Source organism: Limnohabitans sp. MMS-10A-192 (assembly GCF_003063335.1).
GTDB lineage: Bacteria > Pseudomonadota > Gammaproteobacteria > Burkholderiales > Burkholderiaceae_C > Limnohabitans_A.
Map to the genome: position 1 here is coordinate 298,203 of NZ_NERX01000001.1, position 25,399 is coordinate 323,601.

The 25,399-nt window shown below is 60.6% G+C and carries 26 protein-coding genes and 1 tRNA gene; 14 read left to right on the forward strand and 13 right to left on the reverse strand.

Annotation, left to right across the window (positions count from 1 at the left end; translation table 11 throughout):
* The first annotated feature begins 11 nt into the window (after window positions 1-11).
* The 3 genes from gmk (at window position 12) to B9Z43_RS01555 (ending at window position 3,231) form a co-directional block, all read left to right on the forward strand.
* Window positions 12-632, forward strand: a complete 621-nt coding sequence (gene gmk / locus B9Z43_RS01545) for a guanylate kinase (RefSeq protein ID WP_108322399.1) — start codon at window positions 12-14, stop codon at window positions 630-632.
* Between the two features lie 19 nt (window positions 633-651).
* On the forward strand, window positions 652-852 hold the full coding sequence (gene rpoZ / locus B9Z43_RS01550) for a DNA-directed RNA polymerase subunit omega (protein WP_108322400.1): 201 nt from the start codon (window positions 652-654) through the stop codon (window positions 850-852).
* Between the two features lie 108 nt (window positions 853-960).
* A complete protein-coding gene (locus B9Z43_RS01555; protein ID WP_108322401.1) occupies window positions 961-3,231 on the forward strand; it encodes a bifunctional (p)ppGpp synthetase/guanosine-3',5'-bis(diphosphate) 3'-pyrophosphohydrolase in 2,271 nt (756 codons plus the stop codon).
* Window positions 3,232-3,243: 12 nt separating this feature from the next.
* Here the strand turns inward: B9Z43_RS01555 and greB are convergent, their stop codons facing one another.
* From greB to B9Z43_RS01590, 7 genes are all read right to left on the reverse strand, one after another.
* Complete coding sequence (greB, locus tag B9Z43_RS01560; protein WP_108323081.1) at window positions 3,244-3,801, reverse strand: transcription elongation factor GreB; 558 nt, start codon at window positions 3,799-3,801, stop codon at window positions 3,244-3,246.
* Window positions 3,802-3,879: 78 nt separating this feature from the next.
* Window positions 3,880-3,956, reverse strand: a tRNA-Arg gene (locus B9Z43_RS01565).
* A 54-nt stretch (window positions 3,957-4,010) separates the two neighbouring features.
* Window positions 4,011-5,528 (reverse strand): ABC transporter substrate-binding protein, encoded by a 1,518-nt coding sequence (locus B9Z43_RS01570; protein WP_108322402.1) that lies wholly within the window; start codon window positions 5,526-5,528, stop codon window positions 4,011-4,013.
* The gene (locus B9Z43_RS01575; RefSeq protein ID WP_108322403.1) at window positions 5,525-6,364 is read right to left on the reverse strand and encodes an ATP-binding cassette domain-containing protein; all 840 of its coding nucleotides are present in this window, start codon (window positions 6,362-6,364) and stop codon (window positions 5,525-5,527) included. The genes B9Z43_RS01570 and B9Z43_RS01575 overlap by 4 nt, the downstream gene beginning before the upstream one ends.
* On the reverse strand, window positions 6,361-7,350 hold the full coding sequence (locus B9Z43_RS01580) for an ABC transporter ATP-binding protein (RefSeq protein ID WP_108323087.1): 990 nt from the start codon (window positions 7,348-7,350) through the stop codon (window positions 6,361-6,363). Before B9Z43_RS01580 ends, B9Z43_RS01575 begins: the two co-directional genes overlap by 4 nt.
* Before the next feature lie 5 nt (window positions 7,351-7,355).
* Complete coding sequence (locus B9Z43_RS01585; protein WP_108322404.1) at window positions 7,356-8,198, reverse strand: ABC transporter permease; 843 nt, start codon at window positions 8,196-8,198, stop codon at window positions 7,356-7,358.
* Window positions 8,191-9,153 carry an ABC transporter permease gene (locus B9Z43_RS01590; RefSeq protein ID WP_108322405.1) on the reverse strand — a complete coding sequence of 321 codons (963 nt, stop codon included), beginning with the start codon at window positions 9,151-9,153 and terminating at the stop codon, window positions 8,191-8,193. The genes B9Z43_RS01585 and B9Z43_RS01590 overlap by 8 nt, the downstream gene beginning before the upstream one ends.
* A 43-nt stretch (window positions 9,154-9,196) precedes the next feature.
* Between B9Z43_RS01590 and B9Z43_RS01595 the strand changes: the two genes are divergently transcribed.
* Window positions 9,197-10,210 (forward strand): P1 family peptidase, encoded by a 1,014-nt coding sequence (locus tag B9Z43_RS01595; RefSeq protein ID WP_108323092.1) that lies wholly within the window; start codon window positions 9,197-9,199, stop codon window positions 10,208-10,210.
* Between the two features lie 104 nt (window positions 10,211-10,314).
* Here B9Z43_RS01595 and B9Z43_RS01600 read toward each other — a convergent pair whose 3' ends face one another.
* Window positions 10,315-11,574, reverse strand: coding sequence for a hypothetical protein (locus tag B9Z43_RS01600; RefSeq protein ID WP_108322406.1), 1,260 nt, complete (start codon window positions 11,572-11,574; stop codon window positions 10,315-10,317).
* A 197-nt stretch (window positions 11,575-11,771) separates the two neighbouring features.
* On the opposite strand from B9Z43_RS01600, the gene B9Z43_RS01605 reads away from it, so the two are divergent.
* The 5 genes from B9Z43_RS01605 (at window position 11,772) to B9Z43_RS01625 (ending at window position 15,386) form a co-directional block, all read left to right on the forward strand.
* Entirely contained in the window at window positions 11,772-12,410 is a 639-nt protein-coding gene (locus B9Z43_RS01605) for an energy transducer TonB (protein ID WP_108322407.1), read from the forward strand.
* A 64-nt stretch (window positions 12,411-12,474) separates the two neighbouring features.
* Complete coding sequence (locus tag B9Z43_RS01610) at window positions 12,475-13,326, forward strand: MotA/TolQ/ExbB proton channel family protein (protein WP_108322408.1); 852 nt, start codon at window positions 12,475-12,477, stop codon at window positions 13,324-13,326.
* Window positions 13,327-13,385: 59 nt separating this feature from the next.
* Window positions 13,386-13,799, forward strand: a complete 414-nt coding sequence (locus B9Z43_RS01615) for a biopolymer transporter ExbD (protein ID WP_108322409.1) — start codon at window positions 13,386-13,388, stop codon at window positions 13,797-13,799.
* Between the two features lie 11 nt (window positions 13,800-13,810).
* Window positions 13,811-14,236: a biopolymer transporter ExbD gene (locus tag B9Z43_RS01620; RefSeq protein WP_108322410.1), complete on the forward strand. Its 426-nt coding sequence runs from the start codon at window positions 13,811-13,813 to the stop codon at window positions 14,234-14,236.
* Between the two features lie 115 nt (window positions 14,237-14,351).
* Window positions 14,352-15,386: a LacI family DNA-binding transcriptional regulator gene (locus B9Z43_RS01625; RefSeq protein ID WP_233249989.1), complete on the forward strand. Its 1,035-nt coding sequence runs from the start codon at window positions 14,352-14,354 to the stop codon at window positions 15,384-15,386.
* Between the two features lie 296 nt (window positions 15,387-15,682).
* On the opposite strand, the gene B9Z43_RS01630 is transcribed toward B9Z43_RS01625, so the two are convergent.
* The 3 genes from B9Z43_RS01630 to B9Z43_RS01640 form a co-directional block, all read right to left on the reverse strand.
* Entirely contained in the window at window positions 15,683-16,612 is a 930-nt protein-coding gene (locus tag B9Z43_RS01630; protein WP_108322411.1) for a PfkB family carbohydrate kinase, read from the reverse strand.
* Window positions 16,613-16,634: 22 nt separating this feature from the next.
* On the reverse strand, window positions 16,635-17,579 hold the full coding sequence (locus tag B9Z43_RS01635) for an ABC transporter permease (protein ID WP_158270049.1): 945 nt from the start codon (window positions 17,577-17,579) through the stop codon (window positions 16,635-16,637).
* 207 nt (window positions 17,580-17,786) lie between these two features.
* On the reverse strand, window positions 17,787-18,752 hold the full coding sequence (locus B9Z43_RS01640; protein ID WP_108322413.1) for a sugar ABC transporter substrate-binding protein: 966 nt from the start codon (window positions 18,750-18,752) through the stop codon (window positions 17,787-17,789).
* Between the two features lie 166 nt (window positions 18,753-18,918).
* Here B9Z43_RS01640 and B9Z43_RS01645 point away from each other — a divergent pair, with 166 nt between their 5' ends.
* From B9Z43_RS01645 to B9Z43_RS01660, 4 genes are read left to right on the forward strand one after another with little or no spacing between them, the layout of a single operon-like run.
* Window positions 18,919-19,716 carry an ATP-binding cassette domain-containing protein gene (locus tag B9Z43_RS01645; protein WP_233249990.1) on the forward strand — a complete coding sequence of 266 codons (798 nt, stop codon included), beginning with the start codon at window positions 18,919-18,921 and terminating at the stop codon, window positions 19,714-19,716.
* Entirely contained in the window at window positions 19,710-20,150 is a 441-nt protein-coding gene (locus B9Z43_RS01650; RefSeq protein ID WP_108322414.1) for an RbsD/FucU family protein, read from the forward strand. Before B9Z43_RS01645 ends, B9Z43_RS01650 begins: the two co-directional genes overlap by 7 nt.
* 58 nt (window positions 20,151-20,208) lie before the next feature.
* A complete protein-coding gene (locus B9Z43_RS01655; RefSeq protein WP_233253942.1) occupies window positions 20,209-21,396 on the forward strand; it encodes an ROK family protein in 1,188 nt (395 codons plus the stop codon).
* A complete protein-coding gene (locus B9Z43_RS01660; RefSeq protein ID WP_108322416.1) occupies window positions 21,393-22,064 on the forward strand; it encodes a transaldolase family protein in 672 nt (223 codons plus the stop codon). The genes B9Z43_RS01655 and B9Z43_RS01660 overlap by 4 nt, the downstream gene beginning before the upstream one ends.
* Window positions 22,065-22,173: 109 nt before the next feature.
* Here B9Z43_RS01660 and B9Z43_RS01665 read toward each other — a convergent pair whose 3' ends face one another.
* Window positions 22,174-23,544 (reverse strand): N-acetylmuramoyl-L-alanine amidase, encoded by a 1,371-nt coding sequence (locus B9Z43_RS01665; RefSeq protein WP_108322417.1) that lies wholly within the window; start codon window positions 23,542-23,544, stop codon window positions 22,174-22,176.
* On the reverse strand, window positions 23,534-24,043 hold the full coding sequence (tsaE, locus tag B9Z43_RS01670) for a tRNA (adenosine(37)-N6)-threonylcarbamoyltransferase complex ATPase subunit type 1 TsaE (RefSeq protein WP_199222231.1): 510 nt from the start codon (window positions 24,041-24,043) through the stop codon (window positions 23,534-23,536). The genes B9Z43_RS01665 and tsaE overlap by 11 nt, the downstream gene beginning before the upstream one ends.
* Before the next feature lie 84 nt (window positions 24,044-24,127).
* On the opposite strand from tsaE, the gene queG reads away from it, so the two are divergent.
* Window positions 24,128-25,210: a tRNA epoxyqueuosine(34) reductase QueG gene (gene queG, locus B9Z43_RS01675; protein WP_108323108.1), complete on the forward strand. Its 1,083-nt coding sequence runs from the start codon at window positions 24,128-24,130 to the stop codon at window positions 25,208-25,210.
* Window positions 25,211-25,399: the final 189 nt, after the last annotated feature.

Below are 25,399 nucleotides of genomic sequence, written 5' to 3' on the forward strand. Positions count from 1 at the left end.
AGCCTCAGAACATGGAATACCCAGGAAACCTCTTTGTCGTGGCCGCCCCCAGCGGGGCGGGCAAATCCAGTCTGGTCAAAGCGCTGATGGAGCTGGACTCGGGCGTGCACCCCTCGGTGTCGCACACCACGCGTGCGCCCCGTGGCCAGGAAAAGCATGGCCGCGAATACTTCTTTGCCTCGCAGCAAGAATTTGACGCGATGGTGCTCGCCGATGCCTTTGTCGAGTGGGCCAATGTGCACGGCCAGCGCTACGGCACCTCCAAAAAAATGATCGAAGAGCGCATGATTCAGGGCTCGGACGTGGTGCTGGAGATCGACTACCAAGGCGCCATCCAGATCAAACAGATGTATGCCAACGCGGTGCTGATCTTCATCCTGCCGCCCAGCTGGGAAGAGCTGCGCTCGCGTCTGGAGCGCCGTGGCGAAGACGCACCCGACATCATTGAGCTGCGCCTGAAAAACGCCGCTGTGGAGCTGGCCCAGGCCAAAGAGTTCGACTTCGTTATAATCAATGAAGTTTTTGAGCGTGCTTTGTTTGACCTCAAAGCCATCGTTCATGCCCAAAGGCTCAAATACATCGCCCAGCGAAGAGCCCGCGCTGACACATTCACGGCGCTCCATCTCGCCTAAATCTCTGAAGGAAACCACCATGGCCCGCATCACTGTTGAAGACTGCCTGGAACAGATCCCGAACCGCTTCCAACTGGTTCTGGCTGCCACCTACCGCGCTCGCATGCTGAGCCAGGGTCACACCCCTCGCATCGAAAGCAAGAACAAACCTGGCGTGACCGCACTGCGCGAAATCGCCGCCGGCAAAGTCGGCATTGAAATGCTCAAGCGCGTCGCCTGATTGGCGCCCCAACCGGCTCGCGCCGGCCCCAAAAAAAAGCCCCAACCATGGGGCTTTTTTTCGTCTGTTTCCCTCTGAGACTTGTGCTGCTTCAGTTACATTGATGCCATGAGTGCCGCCACGCCCCCTTCTTCAACTTCTGCACACCACAGCCCCAAGGCGATCAGCCCCGCCATGGCCAACGCAGCTGCGGCCAGCTTTGCAGCATTGACGGCCCGCTTGGACTACCTGAGCCCGCAAGACGCTGACATGGTGCGCAAAGCCTACCGCTTTGCCGACGAAGCCCACCTGGGCCAAATGCGCAAAAGCGGCGAGCCCTACATCACCCACCCCATCGCGGTGGCGGCCTTGTGCACCGAATGGAAGCTCGACGCCCAAGCCCTGTCGGCCGCCTTGCTGCACGACGCCATGGAGGACTGCGGCGTCACCAAATCCGAGCTGATCGAGCGCTTTGGTGCCCCCGTGGCCGAACTGGTGGACGGCCTGACCAAACTGGAAAAGCTCGAGTTCAACACCCGCGAAGAAAACCAGGCCGAGTCCTTCCGCAAAATGCTGCTGGCCATGGCGCGCGATGTACGGGTCATCCTGATCAAGCTGGCCGACCGCACGCACAACATGCGCACCATGGGCGACATGCCGCGCAGCAAATGGGGGCGAATCGCCTCTGAAACCCTCGAAATTTACGCCCCCATCGCGCACCGGCTGGGCCTGAACCAGATTTACCGCGAACTGCAAGACCTGTCCTTCAAGCACCTCTTGCCCTGGCGTTATGCGGTGCTGACCAAAGCCGTCTCGCGCGCCCGCAACCGCCGCCGCGACTTGATTCAAAAAGTACAAGGCGAAGTCGAGACCCTGTTCAAGCAAGCCGGCATGGATGTGCGCATCAGCGGGCGCGAAAAAACCCTTTATTCCATCTACAAAAAGATGGACGACAAGCACCTGAGTTTTGCGCAAGTCACCGACATTTATGGCTTTAGGGTGATCGTGCCCACGGTCATCGACTGCTACACCGCCATGGGCTTGCTGCACCAGATCTACAAGCCCGTGCCCGGCAAGTTCAAAGACCACATCGCCATCGGCAAGGTCAACGGCTACCAATCGCTGCACACCACCTTGGTGGGCCCCTCGGGCGTGAACGTCGAGTTCCAGATGCGCACCGAAGCCATGCACCTGGTGGCCGAGTCCGGCGTGGCCGCGCACTGGCTCTACAAAGAGCACAGTGCCGCCAGCGCCCAGTCCGAGCGCCTGGGCACGCAATGGTTGCAGTCGCTGCTGGACATCCAGAGCGAAACGCGGGATGCCGCAGAATTTTGGGACCACGTCAAGGTCGATTTGTTCCCCGATGCGGTCTATGTCTTCACGCCCAAGAGCCAGATCATGGCCTTGCCGCGTGGCGCCACCGTGGTGGACTTTGCGTATGCCATTCACAGCCGCGTGGGCGACCACGCCATGGCCGCCAAGATCAATGGAGAACAAGTGCCTTTGCGCACCGAGCTGAAAAACGGCGACGTGATCGAAGTGATCACCGCGCCCGTGTCGGCGCCCAACCCCGCATGGCTGGGCTTTGTGCGCACAGGCCGTGCGCGCTCCAAGATCCGCCACCACCTCAAAACCATGGCCCAGACCGAGTCCACAGACTTGGGCGAAAAACTGCTCAACCAGGCCCTGCGGGCAGAAGGCATCGAACAGCTGCCTGGCGACGACGTGAAGGTTCAACCGCTGTGGGACAAACTGCTGCGCTTTACGGGCAACCGCAACCGCGCTGACCTGCTGATGGACATTGGCCTGGGCAAACGGATTGCCAGCATCGTGGCCAAGCGGCTGGTGGTCTTGCTGGGCGAACTGGGCCAAAAACCCGATGCCTTGCTCATGACGCGTGAACGCTTCACCGCGCACGAAAAAGTCTCGCAAGGCGCCATCACGCTGGACGGCAGCGAGAACGCCTCGGTGGTGTATTCGCCCTGCTGCCGCCCTCTGCCTGGCGATGACATCGTGGGCTACCTGGGCCGTGGCGAAGGCCTGGCCGTGCACACACGCCAATGCCAAACCGCCCGCAAACTGGAACACAAAGACAGCGAGCGCTTCATTGGCGTCGAATGGTCCGACGAGCCGGTGCGCAGCTTTGAAACCAGCATCGCGGTCACCGTGGTCAACGGCAAAGGTGTGTTGGCCCGTGTGGCCGGTGCCCTGGCCACGGCAGAAGCCGACATCGTGCATGTGGACATGGGCAACGAATCACCGCAAGACACAGCCGATTTGCGCTTTGTCGTGGCCGTGCACGATGTGGCGCATTTGGAGAACGTGCTGCGCCAACTCAAGCGCACACCTTCGGTCATCCAGGCCGAACGCCAAACCAACAAAGGCTCAGCGCCGGCTTGATCAGCGGATCACCTAAGCCGCATGCGCGGGGTAGTGGACATCCAACACCTCGATCGGTATCACCCCTGAGGGCGTCACCAATTTGAGCTCATCGCCCACGCGCGACTTGAGCAAAGTGCGCGCAATCGGCGAAATCCAGCTGACTTGGCCCTTCAGGCTGTCGGCCTCGTCAATGCCCATGATGGTGACGGTGCGCTCCACCCCACTGCCCTCGACGTAAGTGACCGTGGCCCCAAAGTAGACTTGATCGCTGCCATGGTGCACCGACGGCTCGACCACCTCGGCCACTTCCAGCCGCTTGGTCAGAAAGCGGATGCGGCGGTCAATCTCGCGCAAACGCTTTTTGCCGTAAAGGTAGTCGCCGTTTTCCGAGCGGTCGCCATTGCTGGCGGCCCAATGCACGATCTCCACCACCTTGGGTCGCTCGACATCGATCAGCTCAAACAATTCGGCTCGCAGGCGGGCATAACCCGCAGGCGTCATGTAATTGCGTGTGCCACTGGGCAATGCAGGCAAGCCCAGATCGTCGTCATCGTCCTGATCGGTTTCTTTGGTGAATGCTTTGCTCATGACGTGTTGGCCAATGATGCGAAAAATGGAACCCACAAAGAGAAAAAGCCCACAACTTTCGTTGTGAGCTTTTCAATATGGTGCGGCTGGCAGGAATCGAACCCACGACCCCTTGGTTCGTAGCCAAGTACTCTATCCAGCTGAGCTACAGCCGCGCTATGCATCGAATTATAGCGGCATTTTCAGCCGCTTTCGGGCGGGCGGCAAAATTATTGCCAAGAAACGGCCGACATGTCGTTGGCAAAGATGGGCGAGCTCGACCACAGGCCCTTGAGGCCTTTGCGGTACACCGCGGTGTTGGACGCGTTGAACAAAAACACATTGACCGCATCGTTCGCGATCTGGCGCTGCATGTCGCCAAACAGTTTGCTGCGTTCTTTGCCGGAGGCTTCGGAATGCTTGGCCGCCAGGTCACGGAAAGCCTTGCTGTCGTAACCCCAGTAGTAGCTGGGGTTGGCGTAGTTCATGTAATCGAGCGGCTCCACATGGTTGATCACCGTCAGGTCAAAGTTGCCTTTGAAAGTGCCGCCCAACCACTGGGCCCATTCCACGTTTTCGATCTTGGCCACGATGCCCACTTTGGCCAACTGTGCCGCCAGGATCTCGCCGCCCTTGCGGGCATAAGGCGGTGGGGGCAAAGTCAAGGTCACGTTCAGCGGCGTCTGCACACCGGCTTCTTTGAGCAAGGCTTTGGCTTTTTCGGGGTCGAAGGCGTACTGGCCACTCAACTCCACATAACCGGCATCGGTGGGTGCCATGTGGCTGCCGATCGGCTTGGCCAGGCCTTCAAACACGCCGTCAATGAAAGCTTTCTTGTCGATCGCGTGCGACAAGGCACGGCGCACGCGCACATCGTCAAACGGCTTCTTGCGGTTGTTGATGGTCATGATGCCTTTGCCGGCCGTGCTGCCGACTTCGACGACAAAGCGTTTGTCGGCCTGGAACTGCTTCAAGCTCTGGGGCGACTGAAAGCGCGGCATGCCATCGATGTCACCCGCCAGCATGGCCGCCACTTGCGCGGCCGAATCGTTGATGAAGCGGAAAGTGACCTTCTTGATCTTGATCGCTGCAGGATCGCGGTAAGCGTCTGATTTGGACAAAGTCACTGCCGAACCCTTGGCCCAGCTGTCGAGTTTGTAAGGGCCTGTGCCCACCGGCTTGGTGGCCGCATTGGCTGCGCTGCTGGGGTGCAAGATGACAGCGGTGTTCTCGCCCATACGGAACAAAAAGTTGCCATCCGGGTTGTTCAGCACCAGCACCACGGTGTGGGCGTCGGGCGTCGAGATGTGGCTGATGTTGTTGAACACCGCGCCCTTGGCCTTGTTGGTGCTCTTTTCGGCTTTGGCGCGCTCAAAGCTGAACTTCACAGCTTCAGCATCGAAAGCCGAGCCATCGGAGAACTTCACGCCCTTGCGCAGCTTGAAGGTGAAGGCTTTGCCGTCGGCGTCCATTTTCCAGCTCTCGGCCAGCAGGGGCGAGACCGAGCCGTCCACGTTGATCTTGGTCAGGCCTTCGAAAATGTTGTAGTGCACGATCTCGCCAATGGCCGCAGCCGGGGCCATGGTCGGGTCCAAGCTGGTGGGCTCCAAAATCATGCCCAGCACCACGGTGTCTTTGCGGGTTTGCGCCTGCGACAAGGCGGGCGTGAAGGCCAAGCTGGCCGAGGCCAACAGGGCGACTGAACAAGCTCCCAGCCAACGGCGGGAAATGGATAAATCACGTTTCATATTGGCTCCTCAATGGGGCGGCTCCCATGACCGGGCACCGCCGATAACAAGGCCCGAGTGTAGGGGTGTTCGGGCCGTTTAAATATTTGTTCTGCCGAGGCATGCTCCACCACGTGGCCGGATTGCAACACCAGCACATCGTCACACATCAGATTGACCACTGCCAAGTCGTGGCTGACAAAAAGATAGCTCAGGCCATAGCGCTCTTGCAGGTCCATCATCAGGTTCAAGACCTGCGCCTGCACCGAGACATCCAGCGCACTCACCGGCTCATCGGCCACGATCAAGGCCGGGCGGGTGATCAAGGCGCGGGCAATGGCGATGCGTTGACGCTGCCCGCCGGAAAATTCATGCGGGTATTTGTCCAGATCCGCCGTTCTGAGTCCCACCTCGCTCAAGGCCTGCGCCGACCGCTCCCGGCGCTCGGCGCGGCTCAGGCGCTGGCCTGCCGCATTGACCGGCAAGGACTCCAGCGGCTCGGCCACGATGCGCGCCACGGTCTGGCGCGGGTCCAAAGAACCATATGGGTCCTGGAACACCATCTGAAAATCGCGCCGAGCCCATTGCAGTTCGGCCTTGCCAAGTTGGTGCAGATCGACACCCTTGAGCAACACCTGACCTGCGCTGGGCCGATCCAGCGCCATCACCAAGCGCGCCAAAGTGGATTTGCCGGAACCCGACTCCCCCACCACGCCCAGGCTTTTCCCGGCCTCCAGCTTGAAGCTCACTTCAGACAAGGCCTGCAAATGCGCTGAAGGGCCCCAAAGCCGGGTCCGAGGCAAATCAAAGCGCTTGCCCAGATGCCGCACTTCGAGCAATGGCGAAGCGGTGCTCATGACAAACTCCAACGTGGGCAGCGGACCTGGTGCGCGGTGTCGCTGGGCAGCTGCGGCGCAATGGTCAACACCTCAGGCGCATGGCTGCGGCAGGCCTCGACGGCATCCGGGCAGCGGTCCGCAAACGCGCACCCTGCGGGCAGATCCACCAGATCGGGCACGCTGCCTGCGATGGTGGTCAAGCGGGTGCCGCGTGCCAGGCCCAGGCGTGGCCGCGCTGCGAACAGGCCTCGTGTGTAAGGGTGCCCTCTTTGCGCAAACAACTCGGGCGTGGCCGCGCTCTCAACCACCGAACCACCGTACATGACCATCACCCGGTCCACCTGGTCTCGCATCAAGCCCAGGTCGTGGCTGATCAGCAGCAAACCCATGCCGTCTTCACGCACCAATTGCTGAATCAGCGCCAGCACTTCTTTTTGCACCGTCACATCCAGCGCGGTGGTCGGCTCGTCGGCGATCAGCAAGTCAGGGCTGCACGCCAGCGCGATGGAAATCATCACCCGCTGACGCTGCCCGCCCGACAACTGGTGCGGGTAGGCATCGAGCCGCTCACGGGCGCGGGGCAGTTGCACGCGCTCCAGCAGCGCCAGCGCACGGGCTTTGGCTTGGGCTGCGCCCATGCTTTGGTGCAGGCGCAAGGGCTCGGCGATTTGTTGCCAGATCGGGTGCAGCGGGTTGAGTGCCGTCATCGGCTCCTGAAAAATCATGGCCATGCGGGCGCCGCGCAACTGGCACAGCTGCGACTCGGCCATGCCCACCAGCTCGGTGCCATTCAGGCGCATGGAACCGCTGACCTGGGCGCGCTCAGGCAACAAGCCCATCAAGGCCAGCGCGGTGAGCGATTTGCCACAACCGCTCTCGCCAATCAGGCCCAGCGTTTGGCCCTTGGCCATGCTGAACGACACCCCACGCAAAGCCTGCGCCCAGCCCCGCGCCGTGGGCAAGCCCACACGCAAATCGTTCACTTGCAACAAAGGCGGTGTCATCGCATTCACCTTTGCCGCGCCAGGCGGGGGTCGAGCACATCGCGCAAGCCGTCGCCCATCAGGTTCAGGCCCAGCACCGCCAGCGCGATGGCCACACCCGGGTACACCGCCAACAGGGGCGCCTGGAACATTTGCGATTGCGCCTCGTTGAGCATACGGCCCCAGCTCGCTTGTGGCGGCTGCGTGCCCAAGCCCAAATAAGACAAAGCGGCCTCGGCCAAAATCGCAATGGCAAATTGAATCGTGGCCTGCACGATCAGCACACTCGCGATGTTGGGCAAGACATGGTCGAAGGTGATGCGCCAAGGCCCCTTGCCAGCCGCGTGCGCGGCCAAGGTGAAGTCCCGCGACCACACCGCCTGCGCCGCCCCCCGCGTGATGCGTGCGAACACCGGAATGTTGAAAATGCCAATCGCCACAATGCTGACCACCAGCCCCGGCCCATAAATCGCGGTCAGCATGATGGCCGAGAGCAAGGCCGGAAAGGCAAATGTGAAGTCTGCCGCCCGCATGACCAGCTCATCCACCCAACCGCGCCGGGCTGCAGCCAGCAAGCCCAGGGGCACGCCCGCGCCCAAGCCGATGCCCACCGCGATGAAACCCACCAACAATGAGTTCTGACTGCCCACCAGCAAGAGCGAAGCGATGTCGCGGCCCAAGCTGTCGGTGCCCAGCCAATGCGCGGCACTGGGCAAGGCCAGCTTGTTCGGGATGTCGATGTCGCCCACCGGGTAAGGCGACCACAGCAGCGACAGCAAGGCACTTGCCACCAACAAGCCCACCATGCACCCGCCTACCACAAAGCTGGGGTGCCGCCAAGCGCGTTGCCAAAAGCCTTGCTCAAGCATGGGCCACCTTCAGCCGCGGATCGATCCACGCGTACAACACGTCGATGGCGAAGTTGATCAGGATCACCAAGGCCGACAAAAGCATCACCACATCGCGCACCACGATCAAATCGCGGTTGGCGATCGCCTGAAAAATCAAACGCCCGATGCCCGGCAACACAAACACGTTTTCAATCACGATGGCGCTGGTGATCAGGTTGCCAAACTGCAAGCCCATCACCGTCAGCACCGGGATCATGGCGTTGCGCAGCACATGGCCCCACAAGACCTGACGCCGCGACAAACCCTTGGCACGCGCCGTGCGCACAAAGTCTTCGCGCAGGGTGTCCAGCACCGCCGAGCGCGTCACCCGCGTGAGGATGGCCGTTTGCACCGCCGCCAAGGCCATGGCGGGCAGCAGCAATGCCGTCATGGCCTGCCATACACCGCCGCCGCTGTCCTCGGTCCAGCCCGGGAAACCGCCCGCGCTGACCCACTGCAGGTGCACCGCAAACAGCAAGATCAGCAAGATCGCCAACCAGAAATTCGGAATGGCCAAGCCCAGCTGGCTGAGCGTCATCACGCCCACATCGCCCGCCTTGTTTTGTTGAGAGGCCGCATAAATGCCCACCGCCAGCGCCACGGCCACCGTGAGCGCCATGGCCATCACGGCCAAGGGCAAGGTGACCTGCATGCGCTCGGCCATCAGTTCTGCCGTGGGGGTGTCATAAGAGATGCTCATGCCAGTTTGCCCCTGCAGCAAGCCGCCCATCCAGCGGGCGTAGCGCAAAGGGGCGGGCTGGTCCAGGCCCAGCTTTTCTTCCATCGCGGCAATCGATTCGGCGGTGGCGGTCTCGCCCAAAATGACTTGCGCCGCATTGCCTGGCAGCAGCTCCAGCACGGCAAACACGATGACCGAGGTGGCCACCAGGGTCAGTGCAAAGCTGATCAGTCGTCTGAGAATGAATAATGACACGCTCTCGCCTAAGATGAATAACCGCCGACAACACGAGTTCGACATGACATCGCCAAAGATTGTAAACACCGCCACCGGCTCCATCGTGGATGTGCCGGGCCTGCAAGTCGGCCACTTCACCCACAGCCAGCGACCAACCGGCTGCTCTGTTGTGCTGGCCCCCGAGGGGGCCGTGGCCGCAGTGGATGTGCGCGGCGCAGCCCCCGGTACCCGCGAGACCGATTTGCTCGACCCGTCCAACCTGGTTGAACGGGTGCATGCCGTGCTGCTCAGTGGCGGCAGCGCCTTCGGGCTGGACGCGGCCAGCGGCGTGATGCGCTGGCTCGATGAGCACGGCATCGGCTTTGAGACCGGCTATGGCCGTGTGCCCATCGTGCCGGCAGCGGTGCTGTTCGACCTGCCCGTGGTGCGACCAGGCGACCAAGCCAATATCCGTCCCGATGCCGACGCCGGTTATGCCGCCTGCCAGGCCGCCTCCAGCCACATGCCTGCCGCTGGCAATGTGGGCGCAGGCGCGGGCGCTTGTGTGGGCAAACTGTTTGGCCTGAACCGCGCCATGAAAGGCGGCATCGGCAACGCCAGCGTCCGCGTGGGCCCCTGGGTGGTCGGCGCACTGGTGGCCTGCAATGCCATTGGCGATGTGCTGGACCCGGCCACCGGCCAGGTCATCGCAGGTGCCCGCACCGCAGACGGCCAAAGCCTGCTGGACACCCAAGCGGCCTTGCTGCGCGGCGAACGCAGCACCCGCCCGATGCCTGGCACCAACACCACCATCGGCGTGGTCGCCACCAACGCCACTTTGAGCAAAGCGCAAGCCCAGCGCCTGGCCATCAGCGCCCACGACGGCCTGGCCCGCACCATCCGCCCGGCGCACACCACACTGGACGGCGACACCCTGTTTGCCCTGGCCACCTGCTGCGAAACGGCTGCGCCCGATTTGATGCTGCTCACCGTGATGGCCGCCGAGGCAACGGCACTGGCCACGCTGGACGCGATCTGCCAGGCACGGGGGATAGAAACGACTTTGGGGGTCTTGCCTGCGGCCGAAGCAGACTAATTTACATCGATTTGGTAAGGCGCGGAGGGGGCAGGTCAAGACTGCGAATACACCTCTTCCTTGGCCTTTGCCATCACAGTAGACCAGCCGGTGTCTGACACCAGTTAGTTAGCGATCAATTGGCGCCACAAATAGGCAATTTCTTCTGCAGTCTCATCTCCCTTTATTCTGTCAAATTGTTGTAGTGCCTGTTCCCTCAAGCCAATTTTTAATAAGGCAATTCCATCATGCAACCTCACTTCGTTTTCACGACGAACAGCCCCAATGGTCAACGCCTTTGTATACGCCTCATGAGCCGAATTCCACTCCTGTTTTGAAAAGTGGACTTCAGCCATAGACAGCAAAGAATTCAACGTCAACGGAAGCTTCAGAGTCTGATCATTCAATTTCTCATCCGCCTGAACGCTTTTTGTAACCTCATCACGTAATTGAACGTGCTTGTTGATCTCCGCACCGCGACCAAGTACACCTTTGACAAATGCTTTGTGTGCAATACGTTGAGCCTCAATTGGTAGACCCGCCTTCAACGCGAGATTGATCATTTCGATAAAACTTTCTTCATCATCCAACCCATCTACATGATCCAGCAAACGGTACAAATCTAACGACCATCTGCTACTGAAGCCAGCTTGATTCGCAATATTTGCGATTGATTCTTTTAAGTAAATCTTCGAAGGATAAAGTTCGAGCAGTTTTTTGATCGTTCTCGAATAGCCGCCATCATCTTTTAAGTTTTTATAGGCGATAGCGAGTGACCTCAACTCGCCCTCTGATGCCTTACTTTGTCTCTTGGTGTCAGAGATTGTGAATTTTTGCATCTCATCAACGACTTGTTGGTATTCAGACTGCAACAGCAATGACTCAATCAACAAGAGCCTAACTGTTGGTTTGGATCCACCCGATGCCAAGTAGACCTTCGACCATTTGACTATACGCGGGGCATCATTTTTCCTCTGAAGCGTACTCAACAAAGACTCCAGCAGCGCCAATCTTTGGAGTTCATCCACTGCATTGCTGCTTACAGCAGCCTCAAGACTCTCGATCGCCAGATTCCAATCTTTCATCTCTGTTGCTATCGCAGCACGAACTCGAAGGCCAACCAATCTTTCGTAATCTGTAAGCGTTGTATTACCCAAGATCTCATTTGCAATACCCAATGCATGTTGATACTGCTTTGCAGCAAAAGTCTCCTGAGCCAATCTAAATTGCTGTTGCAGTTCGGGCCGCAATACTTGTTGAGATGCGGCTTGCGCTTGAATCGAACTTGCTAGGAAAAGTAGCCCTGCGGCCAGCAGCCGACCACTCCAATGCAAGGCGTGGATCATCACTTTGTTCTTAATTTTCGTATCACTTGAACTCAACATCTCTTCTCCTGTAGAGGTCAACCTGTATCTATTGAATCAGTGCAGAACTGTTCGTACAACCACTAGGGTTTTCACCAGTTTCAACACAATGGAAGCTTGGTAACATCGCAATGTTAACGTTAACATTTCCGAAGAATAAACCAATTTGACAGGTTGTTCAAATTTTTCTTTCCAGCAGCAATTTGAAAGTTATTTGTATGGACGATTACGCCAGCCGGCAACGAAAGCCGACCAAGCACCTGATTGGGCTGGGGCTGGTGGTGGTGTTGCACCTTTTGCTCTTTTGGGCCATCAGTTCGGGCTTGGCCCGCGCTTTTGTCAAAAAGATCCAAGGGCCTGTGGAAGCTGTTTTGCTCGAAGACGCAAAGCCCGATATTCCGCCACCACCTCCACCGCCACCGCCAAAAAACTTGCCCCCCCCTCCGGCCTATGTGCCCCCGGTGGATGTGCCCGTTTCCAACACATCGCCAGCGGCCAATGCGATCGCCGCCGTGTCGGCAACGCCCCAACCTGTTGCACCACCTGCGCCGCCAGCCCCTGTGGTTGCGAAAGATCCAGTCAGAACGGCTGCTGTGGTCAACTCGGCCAATTGCGAGAAACCCGAGTACCCCAGCGCCTCACGCCGCTTGGAGGAAGAGGGCACCGTCAGCCTGCGCTTCTTGGTGGGCACAGATGGCAAGGTGATTCAAGCCGAGATCGAAAAGTCCTCGGGCTACAAGCGCCTGGATGAAGCAGCCCGTGCTGGTTTGTCGCGTTGCGCGTTCAAACCCGCCACAGTGGACGGCAAGCCTGAGCAAGGCTGGGCCACCATGAAGTACACCTGGCGCCTGGAATGATCCGGCCGCTCAGATCCCCATTCACAGTTAACCGTTTTTAAAGAACCCAGAGGAGACCCTCATCATGTTCAAACCATTCAAAACCCTCATCGTCTGCGCTGGCCTGTTAGCAGCTCTCTTGTCTACTGGCACCGTGTTGGCAGCCAAGCCCAAAGAAGCTGCACCCGCTGCTGCTGCACCCTCTCCTGCAGCGGCACCAGCTGAAGCTGCACCAGCCCCAGTGGCTGCACCCGCTGCTCCTGCAGCCCAAGCCGCTGAAGAAGAAAACCCTTACGGCTTGTCCGCGCTGTGGAGCCAAGGCGATGGCGTGGCCAAAGGCACTTTGTTGATCTTGGTGCTCATGAGCATGGGCTCTTGGTACGTGATCTTCACCAAGTTCGCTGAGCAGTCCAAACTCAACAAGCAAGCCAAGGCTGCGCAAGAGTCTTTCTGGACTGCCAGCACTGTGGCCCAGGGCAAAGACACTCTGGAAGAGGGCTCGGCCTTCCGCTTCATCGCAGAAAAAGGCTTGGAAGGCGCTTCCAAGCACACCGGTTTGATGGCCGCAGTCGACTTCAACGAGTGGGTCACCATGAGCATCCAGCGTGCCATTGGTAACGTGCAAAGCCGCATGCAAGACGGCCTGGCGGTGCTGGCTACTGTGGGCTCGACCGCACCTTTCGTGGGTCTGTTCGGTACCGTCTGGGGCATCTACCACGCGCTGGTCAAGATCGGCATGTCCGGTCAAGCCTCGATCGACAAGGTCGCTGGCCCCGTGGGTGAAGCCCTGATCATGACCGCCATCGGTCTGGCTGTGGCCGTGCCTGCCGTGTTGGGCTACAACTGGCTGGTGCGCCGCAACAAGGCCGTGATGGAACAAGTCAACGCCTTTGGCTCTGACCTGCACGCAGTGCTGCTGGGCTCGGCCAAGAAGTAAATCCCTTCGGTGGGGGCGGCTGCAATGCACCGCACTGACCGATCACAGGAGGAGCCAACATGGCCATGAACGTAGGCGAAGCCGATGACGAGATCATCGGCACCATCAACACCACGCCCTTGGTGGACGTGATGTTGGTGCTCTTGATCATCTTTTTGATCACGATCCCCGTGGTGACCACCTCCATCAAGGTGGACTTGCCCAAAGAAAAGAACGTGGTGCGCGAGACAAAGCCCGAGAACGTGATCATCTCGGTTGACCGTGCAGGCGGTATTTACCTGTACGACACCAAGGTCAAGAACAGCACGGACTTGCTCGAGCGCATGAAGAAGTTCTCGGTCATGAAGCCTCAGCCCGAGGTGCAGATCCGAGGCGATGGCCAAAGTGATTTCGAGTCGGTGGGCCGCGTGATGTACGCGGTGCAACGCGCAGGCATCACCAAAGTCGGCTTCATCACCGAGCCCAGCAACTGAAGGAGCAGAGCATGGGAATGAACGTAGGAACAAGTTCGAGCGACGAGCCAGAAGTCATGATCGACATGAATACCACGCCACTGATTGACGTGATGCTGGTGCTCTTGATCATGCTGATCATCACGATCCCGGCGCAGCTGCACTCGGTGAACTTGGACATGCCGCTGCCCACCAACGCGCCCAAGAAGGCCGATCCGGTGGTGGTGAAGATCGATGTGGATGCCAACAGTGTGATCAACTGGAACGGCAAGGCGGTCAGCCGCGCGGAGCTGGAGGCCAAGCTGACGGAGGCGTCTGCTCAGCAGCCGCAGCCGGAGCTGCACATCCGCTCGCATGCGAAGGCGAAATACGAAGCGGCTGCGGCCGTGATGGCCAGCGCCCAGCGCATTGGCCTGACCAAACTGGGGATCGTGGGCTCAGAGCAGTTTGTGAATTGAGTTCGTCCAGACAAGTTATTGAGTACGTTTCTTCCAAGGAAACTTCGAAGCCTCCTCCCTCACGGGTGGGGGCGTTTTTTTGAATTAACATTGGTTTAACTCAGAGAGAAAGTGAATGGCCAAGGCAGAACCTGAAAAGCGCAAGATACAAATGGCGGACATTGCTCGCCTTGCAGGGGTGTCGACTGCGACAGTTTCAAGAGCCCTCAATGGCAGCGCGCTGATCAACGAAGAAACCCGTTTGCGCATCATTGAGCTGGCGCGTTCACTCAACTACACGATCAACTTGGGCGCCCAAAATCTGCGCAAGGGCGATAACACCACCATCGGTGTGGTGATTCCTTATTACCCCGCTAACCGGCAAAGCATCTCGGATCCATTCTTTCTGGGCATGCTTGGTAGCCTGGCAGATGCCCTGACGGACCGCCAATACGACATGCTGTTGTCGCGTGTCGATGCCGATCACCTGGAGCGGATTTCTGCGCTTTACGACTCCGGTCGTGTAGGCGGCATCATCGTCATTGGTCAGTGGGGTCACCACGATCAGCTCAATGAACTGGCGCGTCAGCGCTTGCCGTTTGTGGCCTGGGGCGCGCAGTTACCCAATCAGTTGTATTGCAGTGTGGGTGGTGACAACGCCAGTGGTGGGCAGTTGGCCACCGAGCATTTGTTGGGCTTGGGTCGTAAGCGGATTGCCTTCATGGGCGAGAAGTCTCTGCCCGAACCAGAAAAACGCCACGCCGGTTACCAAAAGGCCTTGCGCAAGGCGGGTCTGAAAACCGATCCGGCCCTGTACATCCCTTCGTCATTTGCACCGTTGGGTGCGCAAGAGGCGTTGCGGGTGCACCTCGACCGGCATGGCTTGAATTTTGATGCCATCGTAGCGGCCAGTGACCTGATCGCCATCAGTGCCTTGGGCGTGTTGCGTGAGCGCGGTTACAGCGTGCCTCAAGATGTGAGTGTTGTGGGTTACGACGATGTGGAGCCAGCGGCCCACAGCTTTCCACCGCTGACCACTGTGCGTCAACCGCTGGACTTAGCAGGCGCCCATCTGGTGGATTGCCTGCTGCGCATCATGGCCGGTGAAAAACCTGAATCGGATTTGCTGCCCACGACCTTGGTTGTTCGCGAATCAACGAAGGCGGTTTGACCACATCTCAAAGCGTTGAGGACCACGTCCTGGTGCATTTTCCTGACAATTGCCTGCAACCATCTGTGCGCTGCTGCCCGCCTGCACTTATGCCAGTCAATTGGCGGTCATGCGCCGACCAACGTGTGACTCTCACGCGGTGAATTGAGCGCTGTCGCTCTCGGCCATCACCTTAAAGTGCTTAGGGTTTTGCATCGGACGGCCTTGCAGCTTGTCATTGCTCACGGGGTGTGGGATCCATCGGTCTCGCCATCGTGTACCCGGGTCTTCGCCCGGTGTGACATGCCTGGGGGCTTTTAAAACGACAGAACCTCAGCCCTTGTCGGCGGCTGGCAGCCTTGGCGGGTGCAGTTGATGGCTGCCGCTTTCATGGACAGTTCCAAGGTGGCCGCCACGCGCTGTGCAGCGCCGTTGGTCTGCAAGGCCCAGTCGGCCAAGGTGTTGCCCCAGAAGGTGTCGCCTGCGCCCACGGTGTCGGCCACGGTGATGTGGGGCACGGGCAGACTGTGGTGCTGGCCGTCGATGTCCAGATACGCCCCATCACCACCGAAGGTGAGCGCAATGCGGCTCAAAGCACCGGGCGTGGCATTTGCGCGCAACTCATCGACGAGGCGCGCTGAATCGGCCAGTTTGACGCCTTCAAAACCCAGTGTTTCCAGGTCTTCGTCGCTGGCCTTGACCCAGTCGGCCAGCGCCATGACCGAGCGCACGGCAGCCACATAGGCGTCCAGGTCGGCAGCCAGTTTGGGGCGCAGGTTGATGTCCACGCTCACGGTCCAGCCCAGGGCTTTGGCCCCTTGCACGATGGCCAGCACTTTCTCGTGCTCGGGGGGCACCAAGGCCAGTGAGCCGGTGTGCAGGATGCCGGGCGCGGTGTTTTTGAGCTGGGCCAGTACGCTCTCCACGCTGTAGTCGCGGTCGGCGATGCCTTCACGGTAAAAACCGTAGCTCGGCTGGCCGTCTTTGACCTGCACCACGGCCAGTGAGGTGGGATGGCGCGAAGGTTGGGCCAGCAGCTGCACGCCATCGGCTTGCAGCTGCGCACGCAGTTGCTGGCCAAAGTTGTCGGTGGACAGCGGGTTCAAGTAAGTGACCGGTGCGCCACGCAAGGCGGCAGCGCGGGCCAGGTTGTAGGGGCTGCCGCCCATGAGGGGGCGCAGTTGCCCATCGGGCTGCGCGATGCAGTCCATCAGGGCTTCGCCCAACACAAAAATGGAAGTGGTCATGTCGGAAATCAGGGGAGGGGATTCACTTCTTGAGCAGGTGCTTGCGGCGGACCACGTCGATCCAGACCGCGATGATCACCACCGCGCCAATTGCCATCATTTGTTTGAATTGCGAGACTTCCATCAGGTTCATGCCGTTGCGGATCATGGTGATCAGCACCGCGCCCAGCAAACTGCCCCAGATGCTGCCGCGCCCGCCAAACAACGAGGTACCACCCAAAATCACGGCCGCGATCGCGTCCAGCTCAAACATTTGCGCCATCTTGCCGCTCGACGAGTCCATGCGGGCCATCAGCACAACGGCCGCCAAGGCACAGCACAGACCCGAGATCACATACACGCCCAGCTTGTACCAGCGGATGTTGATGCCCACTTGGCGGGCACCCATTTCGTTGGAGCCCATGGCGTACACGTAGCGGCCGATTTTGGTGCTCGACAAGATGAAGGCCATGACCACAAAAAAGACGCCAGTGATCAGTGTGGGCATGGGCACGCCCAGTACGTTGCCATAACCAATGAAGGGCAGGGGGTCGGGCAGGCCGGCGTTGTCAAAGCCGCCCGTCAGGTCAAAGGCCAGGCCGCGCCACAGCGTCAAGCCACCCAGCGTGACGATGAAGGCTGGAATGCCGACAAAGGCGACCAGGTAGCCGTTGAACAGGCCCACCGCCGCACCGATGGCCAGCGCCGCCGCCATGGCCAGGTAAGGGTCGACGCCCATTTTGATCATCATGTGACCGGCGACCGCACCGGCCAGTGCCGTGAGGGCACCCACGGCCAAATCCACACCCCCCGTCAAAATCACAAAGGTTTGTCCACCCGCGAGCAAGGCGATCACCGAGGCCTGCACCAAGATGTTGGACAGGTTGCCGGTGGTCAAAAAGTAGGGCGAGGCGAAGGTGAGCAAAACGCCCAAAACCAGCACTGCAACCAGTGCGCCGTACCACTCTTGGCGGGTGATGGATTTCATGAGTTTTCTCGATTCATCAACGACCACCCCGTGGTGGTCAGTTGCCTGCAGGCAGGTGTTTTGGGCCGTGCGATCAGGCATCGCTTATGGCAATGACTGTCAGCGTCAGCTTCAATGGCCGTCATTGCGAGCGCAGCGTGGCCATCCAGTGAGTGGATCGCCACGTCACTGCGTTCCTCGCGATGACGGTGGGTGGTCAGCAGACGTTCACTTGGCCTTGACTTTCATGAATTGGCCCACGCCGGAGTCGGCGGCAAACTTGTCCACGTTGGCGGGCAGCACCAAGAAGGAGCCGGTGTCGATGCGGGCTTCGACTTTTTTGCCTTGTGCGGCAGCGATCGCGGTTTCCACGCCCACTTGGCCGATCTTGGCGAGCATTTGCGCGGCGTTGGCTTGTTGCCAGCCTTGCTTCATCATGTCCAGACCGCCGGGGGAGCCGTCAAAGCCCGCGATCTTGATGTCGCCTGGCTTCTTGCCAGCGGCCATCAAAGCGGCCTTGGCACCCAAAGCGCCGCCGTCCCAGGCGCAAGCGATCACCTTGGCACCAGGGTTGGCGCGCAAAGCGGCTTCCACACCGTTTTGGGCCATGGTCTGGTCCCAAGTGGTGGCCACTTCAACGATCTTGATGTTCTTGCGGCCCGCATTCAAAGCGTCCACGAAACCTTTTTTGCGCTCTTGGCCAGTCGACTGGCCTTGGTCGCCGGTCACGTAAATCACGGTGTCGCCGTCTTTGATCTGCTCAGCAGCCCATTTGCCCTGCACATTGGCGGCCTTGATGTTGTCGGTGGCCACGTAAGAAGTGATCTTGGCGCCGGTGATGCCGGTGTCCACCGCCACCACGGCGATGCCAGCGGCCAATGCCTTGTTGATGGCGGGGGCGATGCCCGCCGAGTCCACGGGCGCGATGGCAATCGCATTGACTTTGCGGGTGATCATGTCTTCCACGATGGCCAGTTGACGGGACAACTCGCCTTTGTCCGCGGCCAACTCGATGAACTTCACGCCCTTGGCCTGACCGGCTTTCTTGGCACCGCCGTTGATCAGCGTCCAGCCTTCGTTGGTGTTGCCGTTGGTGATGTAGGCCACGGTCACGTCAGCGGCCATGGCCGAGGTGAACAGGGTGGCCGCTGCTGCAGCGATGGCCAGGTGGCCGAATGCGCGTTTGGTGATCATGGTTTTTATCTCCGTTGTTGAGGGTGAGGTCGGTCATGGCTTCGCATTTCTTGACCGCGAACGGATTGGAATCGAAAAAGTCGACTAAGTAAACCTAGTAGTTTTACTAATGCAATAAATCATCAAATCCACGATGCTTGCGGCCATTCCCGTGAAAGTGATTGCCATGTCTACATCCCATGCTGTTCTCGAAATCCAGAAACTGACCAAGCATTACGGCGGCGTGAAAGCGCTGACCGACGCGCAATTTCGCCTGCTGCCGGGCGAGCACGCGGCCATCGTGGGGGACAACGGTGCGGGCAAAAGCACTTTTGTGCGCCTGATCACCGGGGCCGAGCAGCCCAATTCGGGCGACATTTTGTTGGACGGTGGCAAGGTCCACTTTGACTCGCCACTGGATGCCCGCGAGCAGGGCATCGAGACTGTGTACCAAACCCTGGCGCTGGCCGAAGACCTGGATGTGCCGGCCAACATCTTTTTGGGACGCGAGATCACGCGCCTGAATCTGGGCCCGCTGTCCATCCTGAACCACAAGGCGATGCGAGAAAAGTCAGCGGCCATGCTGGCCACCACGGGCGTGAAAATTCAGGACATGTCCGAGAGCTTGCGCGGCATGTCGGGCGGCCAACGCCAGTGTGTGGCGATTGCCCGCGCCGCTGGTTTTGCCAAAAAACTCATCATCCTGGACGAGCCCACGGCCGCCTTGGGGGTGCAAGAGACGGCCCGTGTGGAAGAAATCATCAAGGGTTTGAAGAAGCAGGGCATTCCGCTGATCATCATCAGCCACAACCTGCGCCAGGTGTTTGACCTGGTGGACCGCATCTGGGTGTTCCGCCAAGGCCGCATCATTTGCAGCCGCCTGACCCGCGAGACCAGCCCCGAAGAAATCGTGGGCCTGATCACTGGCGCGATTGACCCGGCCAGCCTGCGCTCTTCAGAAGTTCAAGAGGTCGCCACATGCTGAAAGGCATCGACCCGCTGCTGACGCCCGAATTGCTGATGCACCTGTGCGCCATGGGCCATGGCGAATGGGTGGCGGTTGTGGACGCGAATTTCACGGCCGACTTTTTGAGCCAGGGCAAGCCGGTGGTGCGCATTCCCGGGCACAGCCTGGAGCGGGTGAGCCGAGCGGTGTTGTCGGTGTACCCGTTGGCCGTGGACGTGGCGCAGCCTGCCGCTTTCATGCGCGTGTGCCACAGCGCCGAGGGTCACCGCACGGCGGCGCAACAAGCGGTGGTGGATCTGGTCGTGGCCGAGGGCTTTCAGGCCGAACAGGTCGAGTCCGTCGAGCGCTACGCCTTTTACGAGAAAATCAAAGGGGCCAGCCTGATCGTGCAAAGCGGTGAAGGCACGGCCTACGGCAACGCCTTGTTCTGCAAGGGCGTGATCCTGCTTTAACTCTTTGTCACCCACGCCATTCAGGTTTTCAATGAACAGCGCCACCTCTCATTCAGCCATGCGTGGTTCCAACCACGTCGGCATGCGCCAGTTCAACGAGCGCATCGTGCTGCAGGCCATCCGCCACCACGGGGCCATCCCCAAGGCCGACTTGGCTCGCCTGACCCAGCTGTCCACCCAAACCGTGGCCATCATCGTGGGCCGTTTGCTAGATGACGGTCTGCTGCTCAAACAAGACCGGGTGCGCGGCAAAATCGGCCAGCCTTCGGTGCCGCTGTCGCTCAACCCGCAAGGCGCGTTCAGCGTGGGCATTCAGGTGGGGCGGCGCAACTTGGAGTTGCTGGTGGCCGACTTTTGCGGTCAACCGGTCGAGCGCTTGGAGGTGCATTACGACTACCCTGATCCAGACCAGTTGTTCGCCTCGATGGCCGAGGGCCTGCACACGCTGAAAGAACGCATGGGCGACTTGTGGCAGCGCACCGTGGGCGTGGGCTTGACGGCCCCCTTGTCGCTGCACAAGTGGGCCGACATCATGGGGGGCCAAGCCGCGACAGCCCTGGCCCGCTGGGAACACATCGACCTGACGGCCGAAGTGCAGCGCCTGACCGATTTGCCGGTGGTGTTTGCCAAGGACACCACCGCCGCCTGCGTGGCCGAGTTGCTGCAAGGCCATGGTCGCAGTGTGCGCAGCTTTTTGTATGTGTTTGTCGGTACCTTCATTGGCGGTGGTCTGGTGCTGTCGGGCCACATCATGAACGGCGAGCGGGGCAATGCCGGGGCGATTGGTTCCTTACCCGTCGGTCTGGCCGCCGCTGGATCGGGCATGCCGCCCCAGTTGCTGCAAAAAGCCTCGGGCTGGCAGCTGGAGCAAGCCTTGCTGGCGGCAGGGCACAACCCCTTGCTCAAGCACGAAGCGGCCATCATGAACGCTGACTATGCCGAGTTGACCGCGCCGTGGATCGCGCAGGCCAGCCAGGCACTGGCGATGACGGTGGCCAGTTCTGCCGCATTCCTCGACCTGGATGCGGTGGTGATGGACGGCTCGCTGGGCGCGCCGCTCATGACCGCCCTGATGGCCGCCACACAAGAGGCGCTGGCGGGCTACCGTTTTGACGGCATGCACCAGCCGCAATTGTTGGCAGGTCAAGTGGGCGCGCACGCCCGCGCTTTGGGCGGGGCCTTGCTGCCGCTGCACAGCCAGTTTTTCCCGGACAAAGACATCTTTTTGAAGCAGGACGCCGCATGAAGTTCTACCTCGACTCCGCCGACGCTCGCCAATGGGCCTTGCCTGCCGGTTGCCCGCCGGTGCAGGGCGTGACCACCAACCCCACGCTGGTCATGCAAGCTGGGTTGCCGGTCAGCCTGGCAGGCTATCTGAAGTTGGTGGCGCAGGCGGGCCAGGCGCGGTTGCCCGAGTTGATGCTGCAACTGCCCCGCGTCGATGTGAGCGAGGCTGCGCAATGGCTTGAAGTGCTGCTGCCTGCGGCGGTGCAGGCCCGTGTGCGCCTGACGATCAAGCTGCCGTGTCACCCCGACTGGCAGCCGGTGTTGCGCGAGGTGCAAGCCTGGGGCGTGCCCACCTTGCTCACGGGCTTGTCCAACCCTGTGCAATTGCTCTGGGCGCGGGCGCAAGGGGCCAGTTATGTCGCGCCCTATGTGGGTCGCTTGCAAGCCGATGGGCGTGATGTTTGGGCATTGATCGGGGCCTGCGTGGCCGTGCAAGCCGATGGCCTGCAACTGCTGGCCGCCAGCATCAAGTCGGCCGATGTGTTGTCGCGTTTGATCGCCGGCGGCGCGCATGCTGTGACGGTGCGGCCAGAATTCGCTGCAGACTTGGCCACCGATCCTTTGACGCTTGCGGCGATGGATCAGTTCGGGCGGGATGTCGAGACGAGTCTGCAGGCGGTCTTGTAAGTCGGTACCTTCAAGTCCGACATGAGAGCAGCTGCTCAGGGCACTTGTTGGGGCTCAATCCACCGACCTGCGGACAGAGCAAGAGTTCTGGCCGTCGACCGCGACTGCGCTAAATGCTGCGGTTGCGCGCCAGCGGCGGGTTGCGTGAAAAGTATTGCAAGATGCCGCGCATCAGGGCGTCGGTGAGTTTTTGCTGGTAGCTTTCGCTGCGCAGTTTTTCTTCTTCTTCGGGGTTGCTGATGAAGGCGGTCTCGACCAGCACGCTGGGGATGTCGGGGGCTTTCAGCACGGCAAAACCAGCTTGTTCCACGCGGGGTTTGTGCAGCCTTCCCACACCACCGATTTGACGCAGCAAATGGTGGCCCAGTTGCAGGCTGTCCTTGATCTGGGCGGTGGTGCTCATGTCCAGCAGGGCATGTTGGACTTGCGCATCTTGTGCACCCAGGTTGAGGCCACCGATGAGGTCGGCCTTGTTTTCTTTTTGCGCCATCCAGCGTGCTGCGCTGCTGGAGGCGGCGCCCTGGCTCAATGCAAACACGCTGGCACCGCTGGCCTGGGGTGTGAAAAATGCATCGGCATGGATGCTCACAAACAGGTCGGCTTGCACGCGGCGGGCTTTTTGCACCCGCACTTGCAGTGGCACAAAGAAGTCGGCATCGCGCGTGAGGTAGGCCCGCATGGGGCTTGCGCCCACGCTGGCCGTGTTGATGCGGTCGCGCAGCATTTTGGCGATCTTGAGCACCACGTCTTTTTCCTGGGTGCCGCCTGGGCCGATGGCGCCGGGGTCTTCACCGCCGTGACCAGGGTCGATCGCGATCACGATCAGCCGGTCGGTTGGGGCGGAGGGGCGTGGCGGGTGGTCGGGGCGGTCCATCGAGGCGGTGGGCGCCGGCTCGAAATCCTGCCTCCGTGTAGATGGCGTCGGCAAGGCAGGCTTTTGCCCTTGCTTGGCGATCAACTCGCCCAGGGGGTCCGTGCTGGGCATGGCCGGCATTGGCAATGGGGCTGTTGTGGGGGCTGTGGCGGTGCGCTCCTGAATCAATTGCTCCAACGGGTCCACGGCTTGCGTCGGGTAGAGGTCCAGCACCAAGCGGTTGGCATAAGACGCCACCGGCGGCAGGGTGAACACTTGCGGCGCGATGGGGCGCTTGAGATCGATCACCAGCCGCACCACGTTCGGGCTGAACTGGCCGACCCGGATGCCCGCGATGTTGGGGTCGGACGCCTGCACTTTGCCCACCAGCTCGCGCAAGGCGGGGTTGAGTTCCATGCCTTCGATGTCCACCGCCAAGCGGGGCGGCGAGGCGATGAAGGTCTGCCGGGTCTGCAGGGGTTTGTCCGATTCGAGCGTGACCCGGGTGTAATCGGCCGCAGGCCAGATGCGCACGGCCATCATGGTGGCGCCGCGCACCATGTGCGAGGCGCCCAGGCTGAGCGCCAGGAAACCGGCCTTGATCAGGCGTCGTCGGTCAGCGCGCATGTTCACGGGCCACCCAATCGTTCAGCCATTGTTGGCCCGCAGGGGTCTGCGCGCCCATGCTGACTTGGCGCTGGTCTTCGTCCAGCGCGTGCAGTGCGATCACCAGATCAGCTGGCGGCAGCTGGCCTGCCACCTTGTCGGGCCACTCCATGAGCTTGAGGCCGGGGCCGGCAAAGATGTCGCGAAAGCCCGCGTCTTCCCATTCTTGCGGATCGCTGAAGCGGTAAAAGTCAAAGTGCCAGATCGGCCAGGCGTTCTCTCCCAAGCCCGCCTGGTGCGGCTCGACCACGGCATAGGTCGGGCTTTTGATGCGGCCTTGCACCCCGGCTGCACGCAGCAGGTGGCGCACCAGCGTGGTTTTGCCTGCACCCAGATTGCCGCGCAGCTCGATGCGCGCATCGCGCCCGCCGGACCAAGTTAGCAGGGCCTGGGCCAGGTGGGTGGCAAAGCTTTGGGTGGCCGATTCATTGGCCCACAAACCTGTCCATACCGGGGGCAAGGACGGGGTGTGGGCGGGGCTTTCTACAATCGGCGTGTGACTGCTCAAAGTACTCAGATCGAACCTCGTGAATGGCTGTCCCAGATCCAAATCTGGGCGCGTGAGTTGGGATTGTCCCAAATTGGCGTGACCGGTGTCGATTTGGCCACAGCCGAGCCCGGATTAAAGGCCTGGCTCGATGCCGGATTTCACGGCAGCATGGCCTACATGGCGGGCCACGGCATGAAGCGCGCACGGCCTGCCGAGCTGGTGCCGGGCACCGTGAGCGTGATCACCGCACGCATGGATTATTTGCCGCAAGAAACGCCCACTGACTGGGTGGCCCGCGAAACCGCCCGCAGCTTGCAGCCGGGCGAAGCGGTGGTGTCGGTCTACGCCCGAGGGCGCGACTACCACAAGGTCTTGCGCAGCCGTTTGCAAAAACTGCAAGAGCGGATCGCCCAGGCCATTGGCCCGTTTGGCCACCGCGTGTTCACCGACTCGGCCCCGGTGCTGGAAGCCGAGCTGGCCACGCGCAGTGGCCTGGGCTGGCGTGGCAAGCACACCTTGGTGCTGAACCGGGAAGCGGGCTCGATGTTTTTCCTGGGTGAGCTGTTCGTGGACTTTGCTTTGCCAGAGACTGCAGCCGTGAGCGGCCATTGTGGCCAATGCACCGCCTGCATGGACCTGTGCCCGACCCAGGCCATCGTGGGGCCCTACAAGCTGGATGCCCGGCGCTGCATTTCGTATTTGACGATCGAGCACGCGGGGCCGATCGATGAAGCGCTGCGCCCCTTGATCGGCAACCGCATTTACGGCTGTGACGATTGCCAGTTGGCTTGCCCGTGGAACAAGTTCGCGCAGGTCAGTCCCTTGCCCGACTGGCAGCCGCGTGAAGGCCTGGGAGCCGGGCGCATCGCTCAGCTCATGGCTTGGAGCGAGGCCGAGTTCTTGCGCCGCACCGAGGGCAGCGCGATCCGCCGCATTGGCCACGCGCGCTGGCTGCGTAATTTGGCGCTGGCGGCGGGCAATGCTTTGGCGTCTGATGCGCTGACGGCCCCAGAGCGAGAAAGCCTGCAACAGGCCTTGCAAGCCCTCACGGCGCATGCTGACCCGGTGGTGCAAGAGCAGGTGGCTTGGTCCCTGCGATCAGCCACTCGGGCTCAGGTCATGTCACCCCGGACCTGATGCACGTCACCCCGGACTTTAAAAATGTCACCCCGGACTTGAGGCACGCCACCCGGACTAAAGGCGTGTCACCCCGGACTTGATCCGGGGTCCACGTGGAATCACCACGAAAGTGGATACCGGATCAAGACCGGTATGACATGGAAAGCGGGTGCCGGATCAAGTCCGGTATGACATGAAAAGTGGATG